The organism is Nonomuraea sp. NPDC049655 (genome assembly GCF_044465465.1).
GTDB lineage: Bacteria > Actinomycetota > Actinomycetes > Streptosporangiales > Streptosporangiaceae > Nonomuraea.
Map to the genome: position 1 here is coordinate 349,304 of NZ_JBITLS010000013.1, position 14,186 is coordinate 363,489.

The window sequence follows — 14,186 nt, forward strand, 5'->3', positions numbered from 1 at the left end:
CCCAGCGGCGGGACAGCAGGCCCCACACCCCCGACCCGCCGCCAGATGCCCGGGGCGGGTTCACAGCTGGCGCGCCCGCCGCAGGACAGGCGACTGCGCGCTTGGTCTAGGTTTGGGCGGGTGCGAGTGGTTTCGGTGAATGCGTGGGGTGGGGCCATGTTCGGGGAGCTGGCGCCCTGGGTGGAGGGGTGCGGCGCCGACGTGCTGTGCCTGCAGGAGGTGACGCGCACGCCCGGCCTGCGCGGCTGGACCAGGTTCGACGACGCCGAGCGGTCCCTGCCGCAGCGGGCCGACCTGCTGGCCGACGTCGGCGCACGCCTCCCCCGCCACCAGCCGCTGTTCGCCGTCAGCGACTCCGGGCCCGTCCAGGACGAGGAAGGCGGCTCGCACCGGCAGGACTTCGGGGTCGCCACGTTCGTCGCCGAGACGCTGCCCGTCGTCGGCGTGCGGTCCGCGTTCGTGCACGGCGGCTACGTCGAGCACCACGACGGGTGGCCGGCCGGCGACCGGCCGCGCGCCGCCCTGGCCGTACGCGTCTTCGACCGCCCGGCACGGCGGTTCGTCACCGTCGTGAACCTGCACGGCCTGCGGGACGCCGGCGGCAAGGCCGACACCCCGGCCCGCCGCGCCCAGGCCGGACGGCTCGCCGCCCTGGTCGCCGGCGCGCGCGAGGACGGCGACCTGACCGTGGTGTGCGGCGACCTCAACCTCATGCCCGGCAGCGAGACGTTCCGGATCCTGGCCGGGCTGGGCCTGCGCGACCTGGTCGGCGACGCCGACACCAGGACCTCCCGCTATCGCAAGCCCGTACGGCACGCGAGCTACCTGCTCGTCTCCGACCCCGCCGCCGTCAAGGAGTTCGAGGTGGCGGCCGCCCCCGAGGTGTCCGACCACCGGGCCCTGATCCTCGACCTCTAGCCCTGTTTTCCGCACCTGGACGATCGTCCGGCCTTCAAGGGCACGGAGTCTTCTGGGCGGCGGCCGCCGTCAACCCTTGCGTTCGTGATCGTAGGCGGCCTGGGCGGCGGCGACGGCGGCGCCGTGTCGCTTGGCCCAGTCGGTGAGTTCCAGCAGCGACTTGTGGAGTTCCCGGGCCATCTCCGTCAGCGTGTACTCGACCTTGGGCGGGACGACCGGATGGACGGTGCGTACGAGCAAGCCGTCCCGCTCCAGCTTGCGCAGCTTGAGCGTGAGCATGCGCCTGCTGATTCCGTTGATCGAGCGTTCCAGCTCCGTGAACCGGACGGGACCCTGCGCAGCGGCTACCAGGATGCCGATGCTCCACTTCCCGGAGACGTGATCGAGGACCTCCGAGACCGGGCACGCCTCGCGGGCCAGGGCTGACACATCGATGTGACTCTGGGACATGAAAGTGCCTTCTTCCGCTGGGCTCGACAGTCACCAATCATGTACTCCGTATCAAATCGTGCACCAAGCCGGAAGGTGGCCCCATGCTTCAGGAGCTCGCAGACCGCACCGCGATCGTGGACACCGTCATCGCGTACGCGACGGCCCTGGACACCAGGGACTGGGAGACCCTGGGCGCGCTGTTCACCGACGACGCCTGCTGGGAGTACAGCGGTTCGGGCGAACGGCTCCGCGGGCCTGAGGCGATCATGGCCAGGATCAGCACCAGCGTGGCGCGATTCGACGCCACCCATCACCTGAACGGCAACCATGTCGCCACAGTGCGCGGTGACGAGGCCGAGCACACTTGCTACTACCAGGCCCAGCATGTCCGCCTCGGTCTGCCCGATGGCGAGAAGTTCCTTGCCGGGGGTCGCTACGACGACCGGCTGCGCCGCACCCCGGACGGCTGGCGGTTCACCCACCGCAGGATCACCAGCGTCTGGAGCGAGGGAAACCCCGCCGTGATCACGTCCTGACGGCAGGCTGCGAAGATCCACATGTGCGGTGAACGGGTCTAGCCGGACGCGGCGGTCTTCCGCACGCGGGAGGTCTCGGCGGAGAGCGGCGTGCCGTCCTGGCCGAGCGGGTGCAGCCGGGGCAGCTCCCGCCCCTGGCCGTCGACCAGGACGGAGTGCGGCTCGTCCGGCGCGAAGGCGTGGCGCTCGCCCCATTGGCGCAGGGCGACGACGGCGGTGAAGAGGTCCCGCCCGGCCTCGGTGAGCCGGTAGGCGTGCCGCCTGCCGTCGGCGGCGCTCCTGTCGAGGATACCGTGCTCGACCAGCTTGCGCAGCCGGTCGGTGAGGATGTTGCGGGCGATCCCCAGCCGCTGGTGGAACTCGGTGAAGGTGGTGGCGCCGTCCATCGCGTCACGGACGATCAGCAGGCTCCACCGGTCGCCGACCAGGTCGACGGCGCGCGCGACCGGACAGGCCGGGTCGGTCCAGGCGTTTCCCGCAGCGAGTGTGACGTCCACCGAACCCTCCGATCAGTTGCGATTCGAAACCATTATGCCCTACCCTCCGATCGGTTGCATATTGAAACTAATCGGGGAGTGACATGTCGCCAGGACTGACCGGAAGGCAACGGATCGTGCTCGCGCTGGTGTGCGCGGTGGCCGTGTCGCCCGTCTACGGCATCCAGCCCGTCCTCCAGGCCGCCGGCCGGGACCTCGGGCTGGCGGACGGATCACTGGGCTGGCTGGTCGCCGCCGGCCAGACCGGCTATCTGGCGGGGCTGGTGCTGCTCGTCCCGCTCGGCGACCTGTTCGACCGGCGCCGGCTCATCACGGCCCACCTGCTGCTGACGGCGGTGGGCGCCGGGGTGGCCGCCGTGGCGCCCGGCGGCGGCCTGGCGATCGCGGGCCTGGCCCTCGCCGGGCTGTTCGCCGTGGTCGTCCAGGTCACGGTGGCCTACGTCGCCGCCGTCTCACCGCCCGGCGAGCGCGGCCGCAACATCGGCACGGTCACCTCGGGCGTGGTGGCCGGGATCCTCGGGGTCCGGATGGTCGCGGGCCTGCTGGGCGAGCTGGCCGACTGGCGGGCGGTCTACCTGGTCATCGCCGCGTCGTGCGTGCTGCTCGCGTTCGCCGCCCGCCTGGTCCTCGACGCCGACGTCCGGCGTCCCCGGGTCTCGTACGGCCGGTCGCTGTCGTCTCTGGGCCGGCTGGTGGCCGGGGACCGGCTCCTGCTCAGCCGGGGGCTGATCGCGTTCTTCCTGTTCGCCTCCTTCGGCACGTTGTGGAGCGGGCTGGCGCTGCCGCTCGGCGCCGCGCCGTGGCACCTCGGCACCACCGAGATCGGGCTGTTCGGGCTCGCCGGGCTCACCGGCGCGCTGGGCGCGGCCCGGGCCGGCCGCTGGGCCGACCGGGGCCTGGCGTCCTCGGTCACCGGCTGGTCGCTGGCGCTGCTGGCCGCCTCCTGGCTGCTGACCGCCCAGGCGGGGTGGTCGTTGTGGCTGCTGATCGCCGGCGTGGTCGTGCTCGACTTCGCCGTGCAGGCCGTGCACGTCAGCAGCCAGCACCTGCTCACCACCGCGCGTCCCGACCGGAGCAGCGGGGTCATCGGCGCGTACATGGCCTGCTACTCCCTCGGCTCCGCGCTCGGCGCGATCACCACCACCTGGGCCTACAGCCTCGCGGGATGGCCGGCCGCCTGCCTGCTCGGCGCGGCCTACGCCGCGCTCGGGCTCGTCGTCGCCGTCTCGACCCGGCGGCTCGGCGCCGCGCCGGCGGCACGCGTGTCCGCCTCGGCCTGAACGGGGTCAGGGAAGGTCGAGGATCGGCACGAGCTGCTCCTCCTCGTACGCCAGATGCGCTTCGAGCTCGTCGGTCAGGCGCTCGATCTCCGCGCGCACCCGCACCGGGTCGTCACCGGACAGGGCCTCCTTCAGCTCCGCCACCAGCACGCTCACGCGCTCGTGCTCCACGGCCAGCCGCTCGATCACCGGGGCGAGCGCGGGATGCCGCTCGGCCAGCGCCGGGAACATCATCGTGTCCTCGCCGGTGTGATGGTGGTGCAGCCCCTGGCACATGGTCAGGCAGTTGACGCGCAGCTGCACGCCCAGGCCGGGGCGTCCGGTGTCGGCCAGCTCCTTGCGGATCAGCGCGAGCTCGCGGCGGAAGCCGTCGTGCACCAGCTTGAGGTACGCCCCGCCGGAGGGCGCGGTCGACCGGGGCGGCCCCGGCACCACCTTCAGCGCGACGACGGGGATGATCCGGGTCGTCTTGGCCTGGTAATCGGCCCAGCCGGGGTCGCTCTCCACGGCGCGGGCGAAGGCGGCGTCCCGTTCGGCCCCCTCCAGGACCTCCGCCTCGACGTCGAAGACGAAGACGCCGCTCTCGACGGTGGCACGGGGGTCGGCGCGCAGGTTGTGGTACCAGGCGGGGTTCCTCGGCGCCCCGCCGGCGGAGGCGATGACCAGCATGCGCTCGCCGCCGTCCGGCAGGTAGCCGAGCGGGGTGGTGTGGGGCTTGCCCGAACGGGCGCCGGTCGTGGTGAGCAGGAGCAGTCTCGCTCCCTCGAAATAGCCGCCGACCTGGCCGTTGTTGGCGCGGAACTCGTCGATGACCTGCTTGTTGAAATCCACTCTTCTCCATGGGTGATGGTCTCTGCTCTGACGTGCTGAGGAGGAGAAGAGGGAGCGGCGGGCCGCGCGCCCGCCGGGCGGTCACGCCAGGGCCGGGCTGCTCTCTGGTGCGTGGCCCAAGGCCGACCCGGCAGTCACGGAGGTGACGTTACTTCATCAAGATATTTTTCGCAAAGCCGACAAACCTCCAGGCCGGGTCCGCGGTGGTCCGGCGTCGGCACGATCGCGCGCCGGCGCCGGACCTCACCACCTCCCCTGGAGGCGCCCGCCGCGGCTACTCGGCGTAGGGCTGGTCCTCGCCCTGCTCGCTGTAGCCCAGGCTCCAGACGTAGCCGTCGGGGTCGGCGAAGGTGCCGCCGTACCCGCCCCACGGCAGGGCGCCGGCGGGCTTGAGGATGGTGGCGCCGGCCTTCTCGGCCTCCTCCATGATCTCGTCCACCCGCGCCTCGCTGCGGACGACATAGGTGAGCACGACCCCGCTGAACCCGCTGCCCTCCGGGCTCAGCCCGATCTGGCCGGCCAGGCCCTCGCGGCCGTAGAAGCCGACGGGCGAGGCGCCGTCGGACTCGAAGAACACCGAGATGCCGTAGTCGTTCTGGATCTTCCAGCCCAGGCCCTCGGTGTAGAACCGCTTGGCCGCCTCCATGTCGCGGACGGCGAGGAGGATAGAGCTGACGTGCGCTTTCATGCCATGTCTCCTTGGTGCTTCAGACGTTTCCGACGATGAGAGCAACGCTACGGAGGACGCGCGGCCGGGCGCTTCTCGAATCCTGACCGGTTGGACCGGCCTTGGGAGACGTACGGCGGCAGCCATGACCTGGGCGCGGCCCTCGCCTGCGCGCTCCCCTCGAAGGGCACGCAGGACCAGCGGTGATCCCCCGCACACGAACGACGGCCCCCGCGATCTCGCGGGGGCCCTTTCTCGTTGCCGCCTCCTCGCCGGACGGTGATTTGACGAGCGTCCCCCAACTGTACGAGGATCCCGAACTGTACGTAATTTCCGGACAATCGTATGAAGGTGGACATGAGACGCCGACCCGGCCTGGTCCTCGCCCTGCTGGCCCTCTCCCAGCTCATCACCTCCCTCGACTTCAACATCGTCTTCGTCGCCCTCCCCCGGATCGGCGCCGACCTGGACTTCTCCCCGCAGACCCTGCAGTGGGTGGCCAGCGCCTACGCCGTCGCGTACGGCGGGTTCCTGCTGCTCGGCGGCCGGGCGGCCGACCTGCTCGGCCACCGCCGGATGTTCGTGGGCGCGCTGGCGCTGTTCGCGCTCGCCTCCCTGGCCGGCGGCCTGGCGCAGAGCCCCGGGGCGCTGGTCGCCGCGCGGGCCGCGCAGGGACTGGGCGGCGCGCTGCTGTTCCCGGCCACGTTGGCGCTGGTCAACACCGGCTTCGCCGAGGGCACGGCGCGCAACGGGGCGCTGGCCGTGTGGAGCGGCGCCGGAGCCAGCGGGCTGGCGCTCGGGTCGCTGCTCGGCGGCCTGCTCACCGGCGCCTGGGGCTGGGAGGCGGTCTTCTACGTCAACGTGCCGCTCGCCGTCGTCGCGATCGCCGGAGCCTGGCTGCTGCTGCCCGCCGACGGGGCCCGCGCGCGGGGCCGCCGGTTCGACGTCCCGGGCGCGGTGCTGGCCACCGGCGGCGTCAGCCTGCTCGCCTACGCGCTCATCCAGGGCCCCGAGTCGGGGTGGAGCTCGCCGCTGATCACCGGCGGGTTCGTGCTGGCCGCCGTGCTGCTGGCCGCCTTCGTCGCGGTCGAGAAGGCGGGCGCCGACCCGCTCATGCCGCTGCGGCTGTTCGGCAACCGCAGCCTCAGCTCGGCCGTCGCGGTCATCCTGGTCTTCGGCGCCACGTTCAACGCGCTGCCGTACTTCCTGACCGTCTACTTCCAGACCGTGCTCGGGTACGGCGCCGTGGCGACCGGGCTGGCGTTCCTGGTGCCGTCCCTGCTGATCGCGCTGGGCACCCAGCTCGGCGGGCGGCTGGCCGGGCGGATCGGGATGCGGGTGACGCTGCTCCTCGGCACCGTCGGCGGGGCGGCGGGCACCGCGCTGCTGGCGATGGGGATCAGCGCCGACGGCTCGTACTGGGGTGTGCTGCCCGGCATCGTCGTGTCCGGCGTCAGCCAGGGCCTCACCTGGACCGGGATGTGGATCGCCTCGGCCACCGGCGTGGCGGCGGGCGAGCAGGGGATCGCCTCCGGCATGGCCTCCACCGCGCTCCAGGTCGGCGCGGCGCTCGGCCTCGCGGTCCTGGTCGCGGCCGGCGGGGTGGGCGAGGCCACCGGGCCCGCGCTCGCCTCGGGGATGCGCACGGCGGTGCTCGTCGCGGCCGCGGGCATGCTGCTCGGGACGGTCGTCGCCCTCACCTTCGCCCGCCACCGCGCCACCGCCGCCCCGCTCCCCGCCTGACCGGTGGGCCCCGAGCTCAGCCCTGGTGCAGGCGGTCGTAGAGCAGGCAGATCGCGCCCGATTCGGTGGTCGTCAGGTCGGTCAGCGACCAGTGCGCGGCGGGCAGGCCGTCCTCGAACAGCCGGGCGCCGCCGCCGGCCACCTCGGGGCAGAGCGTGATGCTGAGCCGGTCCAGCGCGTCCGCCTCCAGCAGGGCCCTGATGACGCTGCCGCTGGCCAGGACGACGACGTCCCCGCCGGCCTGTCCCCGCAGCCGCTCGACCTCCGCGGCGGGGCCGGTCTCGGCCAGGCGGGAGTTCTGCCACGTCGGGTCCGTCAGGGTCGAGGAGAAGACGATCTTCTCGGTCTCGTCGAGCCACTGGGCGAAGGCCCGGTCGCGGGGGTCGGCGTCCTCGTCCTTGGCGACCGCCGGCCAGAAGGAGCCGAAGCCCTCGTAGTTCCTGCGGCCGAGCAGGACGGTGGTGGCCGCGCCGGTCACCCGGATCATGTGGTCGCGGGCGTCGTCGCTGAGGGCGTGCGGGACGATCCAGCTCATGTCGTACTCGCCGCCCGGGCCGCTGACGCGGCCGTCGAGGGACAGCGAGATGTTGCCGACGACCCTGCGGCCCTGGATGGTGTCGTGCTGCGTCATGTCCGGCTCTCCTGGTGAGGTGTTCGTTGCGATGGGCACGATCCTGCCGTCCTGGCGGGCCGGGAACATCGGCCACCTGGCAGAGATGCCGCCGGTCCCCTGGCCTGTTTGCTGGCATACTTCGGGCGATGTCTGATGTCCGTCATGTTCCGGCAGAGTTGTCGTCGTTCGTGGGCCGGGCCGAGGAGCTGGCGGCGGCCGGCGAGGCGGTGGCGGCCGGGCGGGTCCTGACCCTGACCGGGCCCGGCGGGTGCGGCAAGACCCGGCTGGCGATGCGCCTGTGCCGGGCGGCGTCCGGGGCGTGGCCGGACGGCGTGTTCTGGGTCGGCCTGGAGCAGGAGACCGACGGCGGCCAGGTCGGCCGCCGGCTGGCCGCCGCCCTGGACGTCCCGCTGCCCGCCGACCGGGACCCGCTGCCGGTGCTGGCCGCCGCGCTGCGCGAGCGCGAGCTCCTCGTCGTGGTCGACAACTGCGAGCACGTGCTGGACGACGCCGCCGGGGTCGTCGCCGCCGTCCTGGCCGAGTGCCCGGGGGTGGCGGTGGTCGCCACCAGCCGGTCCAGGCTCGGCGTGCCCGGCGAGCGGGTGTGGCCGGTGCCGCCGATGAGGCTGGCCGACGCGCTGGAGCTGTTCCTCGAACGCGTCCGCGCCGGCGCCCCGGACGCGGCCGGAGCGGCCGGATCGCAGGCCAGACGGATCTGCGACCGGCTCGACCGGCTGCCCCTCGCGCTGGAGCTGGCGGCCGGCTGGGCGGGCGCGCTGTCGCTGGCCCAGATCGCCGACTCCCTGAGCGCCCCCTACGCCCTCCTGGACGGCGGCGCGCGGACCACCCCCTTCCGGCAGCGCACCCTGCAGGCGTCGATGAGCTGGAGCCACGACCTGCTGGACGACGACGAGCGGGTGCTGTTCCGGCGTGCCGGGGTGTTCGAGCCGGGCTTCACCGCCGATGCCGTCACCCGCCTGGCCGAGCTCGGCGGGCCGGGCGCCGGACGTCTGCTCAGGGCGTTGCGGGGGCTGATCGACAAGTCGCTGGTGGTGGCCGACACGACCGGCCCGGTGGCCCGGTACCGGATGCTCGGGGTGGTGCGGGCGTACGCGCTGGACCGCCTGGCGGCGGCGCGGGAGGAGACCGCCGCGCGCGACCTGCATCTCGACGTCCATGCGTCGTTGCCGGCGGAGCTGGCGCCGCTGCTGGAGACCGACAAGGACGCCTGGCGGGCGCGGTTGGGCGCCGCCTACCCCAACGTGCGGGCCGCGATCGAGTGGGGGCTGTCGCGTCCGGACCCGGCGCGGGGGCGGCGACTGGCCGCGGACTGCGCGTGGCTGTGGCACCTGGAGGGACGCGGCGCCGAGGGGGCCGCGCTGCTGCGCCGGGCCGCGGCGCTCGGCGCGGACGAGCGCAGCCCGCTCCAGGCCCGGGTCCTGACGGCGCTGGCGCTCGTGCTCAACACCGCCGAGCCGGGGATCGAGGCGTTCGAGGTGGCGCGGACGGCCCGGGACCTGGCCGAGGCGGCCGGCGCCCCGGAGGCCGCCCGCCCGGCCGGGCCGCTGATCGCGCTCGGCCTGCTGGCGACGGGCCTCCCCGAGGCGCTGGCCGAGGCCCGCGCGGTGCGGGACGAGGCCGTCCGGGCCGGGGACGGGTTCGTCGCCGACAGCGCCGAGGCGATCGCCGGCCTGGTGCACGTGCTCGGCGACGACTACCGGCGGGCGATCGAGTGCTTCGAGCGGGCCGTGGAGCGGCTGGTGGCGCGCGGCGACCGTGGCGTGGCCTCCTTCGCGCTGGGCTGGTGGGCGCTGGCCGCCGCCCGGTCGGGCGCGCTGGAGCGGGCCGCGGAGCTGGCCGGACGGGCCGTCGAGACCGCGGAACCGCTGCGTGACCTGCACTGGACCGGCTCGGCCCGGGTCGTCCTGGCGGAGATCCGCATCCTGCAGGGCCGCCTGGACGAGGCCGCCGCCGCCCTGGAGCCCGTGGACCGGCTGATCGACGGGCTCGGGCGGCTGCCGTTCATCACCGGGTGGGAGCGTTGCCAGGCGATGCTCGCGCTCGGGCACGACCGGCCGGGCGAGGCGGTGGAGTGGTGCTGGCGGGAGGGCCGCTGGCAGGAGGAGCCGGACGCGGCGTGGCTGGCGCCCGACACCCAGCTCGTGCTGGCGGCGGCGCTGCGCCGGTCGAACGAGGAGGCGGCGGCGACGCGGCTGCTGGACGCCCTGTCGCGGTCGCCGGTCACCGCGCGCATGCCGCGCGTGCGCGCCGGGGTGCTGGACGAGCTGGCGCTGCTGTCCCACGACAGCGACCCGGAACGCGCGCTGCGGCTGCACCACGAGGCGCTGCGCATCCACGCCGACCACGACCTCGTGCTCGGCCTGGTGGCCGGCCTGGAGTCGCTGGCGCTGCTCGACCTGCGTCGCGGCGCCGTCAGGACGGCCGGGGTGCTGGCCGGGGCCGCCGAACGGGCACGCGCGGACCTCGGGGCCGCGCCCCGCCCCCTCCTGGCCGCCGACGGCGAGGAGGGCCGCGAACTGCGCGCGGCCGTCGAGCGGGGACGCGCGATGGACCTGGACACGGCGGTCGCCCACGCCACCCGCGCGCGGGGGCCGCGCCGCCGGCCCGACTCCGGATGGGAGAGCCTGACCCCGGCCGAGCGGTCGGTGGCCGGGCTGGCCGCCGAGGGGCTGTCCAACCCGGAGATCGCCGCCCGGCTGTTCGTCAGCCGGGGCACGGTCAAGACCCACCTGGCGCACGTCTACGCCAAGCTCCAGGTCGCCAACCGCACCGAGCTGGCCCGCGCGACCGCCGCCCGTCCCGCCGGCGAGAGGGACGAGGTCAGGCGTCCGGGTTGAGTTCGCGGCGGATCGCCTGGCTCGCCGCGCGGTGCTCGGCCGCGGCGGCCGGGTCGCTCTCGTCGAGCACGGCCGCGATGCCCTCGTGGGCCAGGGCCTCCTTGTGCCGCGCGCCCACCTTGGGCGCCAGGTCGAGGGTCTGGCGGTGCAGGCGCAGCGCCTCCTCCGGCAGGCCGGCCAGGCGGCAGGTCTCGGCGTAGCCGTAGAGGAAGTGCACCTTCCAGTGCTCCTCGAACAGCTCGTCCAGGAGGGCGAACGCCTCCCGGTGGCTCTCCAGCGCCTCCTCGTGGCGGCCCATCTGGCGCAGCGCGACGCCCAGGCAGTTGAGGCACCATGCCTCGTTGTGCTTGTGGCCGTCCTCGCGGGCCAGCTCCAGGGCCTGGCTCAGGTGCTGCGCGGCCTCGCCGGGCTCCTCGTGGACGATCGCCATGCCGAGGGTGATCCGGGCGGTCAGCGTGGCCGGCCAGCCGGGCTCGCCGTGCGTCCGCGCCAGCACGTCGCGGGCCAGCCGGGCCGCCTCCTCCCGGCGTCCCAGTTGCAGCATCGCCCACGCCTCGTCGGCGGCGGCGTGGGCCGCGCCCGTCGGGCAGGCGGCGTCGGCGTAGAGCCGGGCCGCCTGCCGGAAGAGGTCAAGCGGCTCCTCGACGTGCCCCTCGTCCCAGCTCAGGTAGCCGCGGCGCATCATCAGGTCCGCCGCGGAGCGGGCGTCGCCGGCCTGGGACACCAGGGGGGCCGCCGCCTCGTACGCGGCTCCGGCCTCGGCCATGCGGCCCGCGTTGTAGCGGGCGAAGCCCAGGTCGCTGTGCGCCTCGGCGAGCTGCCACGGGTCGCCCAGGCGTTCGGCCGCCGCCAGCGAGCGTTCGAAGAGCACGTTGAGGTGAGTGGTGCCGCAGCGCCGGGCGAAGAACGCGCGCATGAAGCGGGGCAGCTCGCACGCGTGCGCGTCGGCGCCGGTGGCGACCGCCACCTCGAAGGCGCCCATGAGGTTGGTGTACTCCGCGCCGAACCAGCCCAGCGCCGCGTGCTTGCTGCCGAAGGCCGGCAGGGCGGCCGGCGGGCTGCCCGCGGACGCGGCCCGGCTGCCCGACTCGTACGGCATCGCGGCGTCGGCGGCGGCCGCCGCGTGCACGTAGTAGTCGAGCACCCGGCCCAGCGCCTGCTCCCGCTCGGCCGGCGTGTCCTGCTCCTCGGCGGCCCGGCGCGTGTGCTGGTGGACGAGGTCGTGCAGCGTGTACCGGCCGGGCGAGGGCTGCTGGACGAGGTGGGCGTCGAGCAGGTCCTCCAGCATCGCCCGCGCGTCGCGCAGCGGCACGCCAGCCAGGGCGGCGGCCACGTAGTCGTCGAAGGAGGACCCGGACAGCAGGCCCAGCAGCCGGAACAGGCGGCGCTGTGCCCGGTCGAGCTGGCGCACGGACATGGCGAAGGCGGTGTCGAACTCGCTCGGCCCCTCGGCCATGCGCTCGACCAGGATGCCGACGGTCCAGCCTGGCCGGTGGCGCAGCCGGGCCCCGGCCAGCCGCAGGGCCAGCGGCAGGTGGCCGCACAGCCGCAGCACCTCGGCCGCCGCCTCCGGGTCCTGGGCCAGCCGCCCGTCGGGCCCGCTGGGGTCGCCGCTGGCGCGGGCCAGCAGCTCGGCGCTCTCCTGCGGGGTGAGCACGTCCAGCGAGACGGGCGGCACCTCCTCCAGGCCCACCAGCCGGTTGCGGCTGGTGATCAGGGCGACGGACTCGCCCGCGCCGGGCAGCAGCATGCGGACCTGGTCGGCGCCGGCGGCGTTGTCGAGGACCACGACGGCCCGCCGTCCGGCCAGCTCGGCCCGCCAGCAGGCGGCCAGCGGCTCGATGCCGCCCTCCTGCGGGATCTTCTCCGAGGGCACGTCGAGCGCGGCGAGCAGCGACCGCAGCGCGGGGTCGGGGTCGAGCGGTTCCCGCCCGTCGGTGAACCCGTGCAGGTCCAGGTAGAGCTGGGCGTCGGGGTAGTCGGCGGCGAGCCGGTGCGCGGCGTGCACGGCCAGGCACGTCTTGCCGACGCCCGCCATGCCGTCCACGGCGACCACCCGGCTCTGCGCGACGGCGGCGAGCACGGCGTCGAGATGGGCCGCGCGCCCGGTGAAGTCGGGCACGTCGCGCGGCAGGTCGTTGCGCGGCGGACGGGGAGCGCCGGCGGGCGCCGAGGGCGGCTGGACCTGGCGGCTCGCCTTGGGCGGCGCCGGAAGGGGGTTGGCCGCCCGGTCCCACAGCGGGCGCAGCGGGCGCGGGTCGCGCTTGACCAGGCGGCACAGCTCGATCACCGCGGCCCACGGCGGCACCGACTGGCCGCTGAGGTAGCGCGACAACGACGACGAGCTGAGGCCCGTCTCGCGGGCGAGCGCCCGTACGCCGTGCCCGGAGAGCTCCTGGAGCAGGCGCAGGCGGGTGGCCAGCTCGTCCTGGGGGCCCGCCGTCTGCTGTCGAGTCACGCGTTCCTGCCTCTCTGTCCCGTCGCGGAAGAAACTTACCGGGACGAATCACCGCAGGCCAACGGCATTCCGGCTGTCCCACGGTGTCCCACGGGCATCGTCGCGCCGGGCCCGCTGCGCTGAGATGGAGTCACGCCCCGGGGGACGGGGCGCCGACCAGGGAAAAGGGAGAACCACCATGCAGTCCCGGATGAAGAACCCGGCCGCCGTCCTGCCCGGCGCGATGCAGTCGATCCAGGAGCTGTTCAAGGCGGTGCACGCCGGCGGCGTGGACGCCGGGACGCTGGAGCTGGTGCACCTGCGGATCAGCCAGATCAACGGGTGCAGCGCCTGCGTGGACGCGGGCGTCAAGGGCGGCCGCAAGGCCGGGGTGAGCGAGGACCGGCTGGCCACGGTGGCCGCCTGGCGGGAGGCCCCGTACTTCACCGAGGAGGAGCGGGCGGCGCTGGAGCTGGCCGAGGCCGCCACGCGGCTGGCCGACCGGCCCGACGCGGTCAGCGACGAGGTCTGGGACCGGGCCGCCACCTACTACGACGAGAAGCAGCTCGCCGCGATCGTGCTGATGATCGGCGTGACGAACCTGTTCAACCGGCTCAACGCCAGCACCCGGCAGATCGCCGGCGCGCGGGGCTGAGCGACACCACCCCACAAAACGGTCAGTACTAGCATTCACCCCACACACAAGGAGATTTCACCATGAGCACCACGAAGAACGCCGACGCGTCCGGCAAGGGTTTCGAAGGCTTCACCGAGGACGAGCGCGCGGCGATGAAGGCGCACGCCAGCGAGCTGAAGAAGGCCGCGCGGCGCGGCGGGAAGGCGTCGGCCGCCGACGGCGAGCGCGACGTGCTGGAGAAGATCGCCGAGATGGCCGAGGACGACCGGGTGCTGGCCGAGGCGGTGCACGCCATCATCAGGGCCGCCGCCCCGGACCTGACGCCGAAGACCTGGTACGGCATGCCGGCCTACGCCAAGAACGGCAGCGTCGTGTGCTTCTTCAAGCCCGCCGCGAAGTTCAAGTCCCGCTTCGCCACCCTCGACTTCAACGACGGGGCGAGCCTTGAGGACGGCGCCATGTGGCCGAGCGCCTTCGCGCTGAAGGAGCTGACCCCCGACGCCGAGGCGCGCATCGCCGCCCTCGTGCGGCAGGCCGCGGGCTGAGCCTCCGGCGGACCCCTGCGGTCCTGCTCCACCGCGGCGCGCCGGACCCTGCTCCGGACCGGCGCGCCGCAGTGGAGCACGGGACCGTCAGACCTCGTCCACGCTGCTCGGCTCACGCCGGGACAGATCGATACCGAGTTCCTCCGCCGCGCGGAAGACGTCCTCGTCGGTGTCGCGCATCTCGATGGACAT

At 74.2% G+C, this 14,186-nt stretch carries 13 protein-coding genes; 7 read left to right on the top strand and 6 right to left on the bottom strand.

What is annotated here, in order from left to right; genetic code table 11:
- Positions 1-45: 45 nt before the first annotated feature.
- Positions 46-918 carry an endonuclease/exonuclease/phosphatase family protein gene (locus tag ACIBQ6_RS37395; protein WP_397217855.1) on the top strand — a complete coding sequence of 291 codons (873 nt, stop codon included), beginning with the start codon at positions 46-48 and terminating at the stop codon, positions 916-918.
- Between the two features lie 69 nt (positions 919-987).
- On the opposite strand, the gene ACIBQ6_RS37400 is transcribed toward ACIBQ6_RS37395, so the two are convergent.
- Entirely contained in the window at positions 988-1,368 is a 381-nt protein-coding gene (locus tag ACIBQ6_RS37400; RefSeq protein WP_358300303.1) for a helix-turn-helix domain-containing protein, read from the bottom strand.
- A gap of 83 nt (positions 1,369-1,451) precedes the next feature.
- Here ACIBQ6_RS37400 and ACIBQ6_RS37405 point away from each other — a divergent pair, with 83 nt between their 5' ends.
- Positions 1,452-1,886 (top strand): nuclear transport factor 2 family protein, encoded by a 435-nt coding sequence (locus ACIBQ6_RS37405; protein ID WP_358300298.1) that lies wholly within the window; start codon positions 1,452-1,454, stop codon positions 1,884-1,886.
- 38 nt (positions 1,887-1,924) lie between these two features.
- On the opposite strand, the gene ACIBQ6_RS37410 is transcribed toward ACIBQ6_RS37405, so the two are convergent.
- Complete coding sequence (locus tag ACIBQ6_RS37410; protein WP_358300295.1) at positions 1,925-2,383, bottom strand: helix-turn-helix domain-containing protein; 459 nt, start codon at positions 2,381-2,383, stop codon at positions 1,925-1,927.
- Positions 2,384-2,466: 83 nt separating this feature from the next.
- Here ACIBQ6_RS37410 and ACIBQ6_RS37415 point away from each other — a divergent pair, with 83 nt between their 5' ends.
- A complete protein-coding gene (locus ACIBQ6_RS37415) occupies positions 2,467-3,663 on the top strand; it encodes an MFS transporter (protein WP_397217858.1) in 1,197 nt (398 codons plus the stop codon).
- A 6-nt stretch (positions 3,664-3,669) separates the two neighbouring features.
- Here the strand turns inward: ACIBQ6_RS37415 and ACIBQ6_RS37420 are convergent, their stop codons facing one another.
- Together ACIBQ6_RS37420 and ACIBQ6_RS37425 are read right to left on the bottom strand one after the other, a co-directional pair.
- Positions 3,670-4,494, bottom strand: coding sequence for a nitroreductase/quinone reductase family protein (locus tag ACIBQ6_RS37420; protein WP_358300289.1), 825 nt, complete (start codon positions 4,492-4,494; stop codon positions 3,670-3,672).
- Positions 4,495-4,768: 274 nt separating this feature from the next.
- Positions 4,769-5,182, bottom strand: a complete 414-nt coding sequence (locus tag ACIBQ6_RS37425; RefSeq protein ID WP_352366224.1) for a VOC family protein — start codon at positions 5,180-5,182, stop codon at positions 4,769-4,771.
- A 336-nt stretch (positions 5,183-5,518) separates the two neighbouring features.
- Between ACIBQ6_RS37425 and ACIBQ6_RS37430 the strand changes: the two genes are divergently transcribed.
- On the top strand, positions 5,519-6,904 hold the full coding sequence (locus ACIBQ6_RS37430; RefSeq protein WP_397217860.1) for an MFS transporter: 1,386 nt from the start codon (positions 5,519-5,521) through the stop codon (positions 6,902-6,904).
- A gap of 16 nt (positions 6,905-6,920) precedes the next feature.
- On the opposite strand, the gene ACIBQ6_RS37435 is transcribed toward ACIBQ6_RS37430, so the two are convergent.
- On the bottom strand, positions 6,921-7,535 hold the full coding sequence (locus ACIBQ6_RS37435) for a dihydrofolate reductase family protein (RefSeq protein ID WP_397217862.1): 615 nt from the start codon (positions 7,533-7,535) through the stop codon (positions 6,921-6,923).
- Positions 7,536-7,663: 128 nt separating this feature from the next.
- On the opposite strand from ACIBQ6_RS37435, the gene ACIBQ6_RS37440 reads away from it, so the two are divergent.
- Positions 7,664-10,375, top strand: a complete 2,712-nt coding sequence (locus ACIBQ6_RS37440; RefSeq protein ID WP_397217864.1) for a LuxR C-terminal-related transcriptional regulator — start codon at positions 7,664-7,666, stop codon at positions 10,373-10,375.
- Here ACIBQ6_RS37440 and ACIBQ6_RS37445 read toward each other — a convergent pair.
- The gene (locus ACIBQ6_RS37445) at positions 10,359-12,833 is read right to left on the bottom strand and encodes an ATP-binding protein (protein ID WP_397217866.1); all 2,475 of its coding nucleotides are present in this window, start codon (positions 12,831-12,833) and stop codon (positions 10,359-10,361) included. The two genes, ACIBQ6_RS37440 and ACIBQ6_RS37445, sit on opposite strands and share 17 nt — an antisense overlap.
- A 178-nt stretch (positions 12,834-13,011) precedes the next feature.
- Here ACIBQ6_RS37445 and ACIBQ6_RS37450 point away from each other — a divergent pair, with 178 nt between their 5' ends.
- Together ACIBQ6_RS37450 and ACIBQ6_RS37455 are read left to right on the top strand one after the other, a co-directional pair.
- Entirely contained in the window at positions 13,012-13,467 is a 456-nt protein-coding gene (locus ACIBQ6_RS37450; RefSeq protein ID WP_397217868.1) for a carboxymuconolactone decarboxylase family protein, read from the top strand.
- A 62-nt stretch (positions 13,468-13,529) separates the two neighbouring features.
- Positions 13,530-13,994 carry a DUF1801 domain-containing protein gene (locus tag ACIBQ6_RS37455; protein WP_358300273.1) on the top strand — a complete coding sequence of 155 codons (465 nt, stop codon included), beginning with the start codon at positions 13,530-13,532 and terminating at the stop codon, positions 13,992-13,994.
- Positions 13,995-14,186 lie beyond the last annotated feature (192 nt).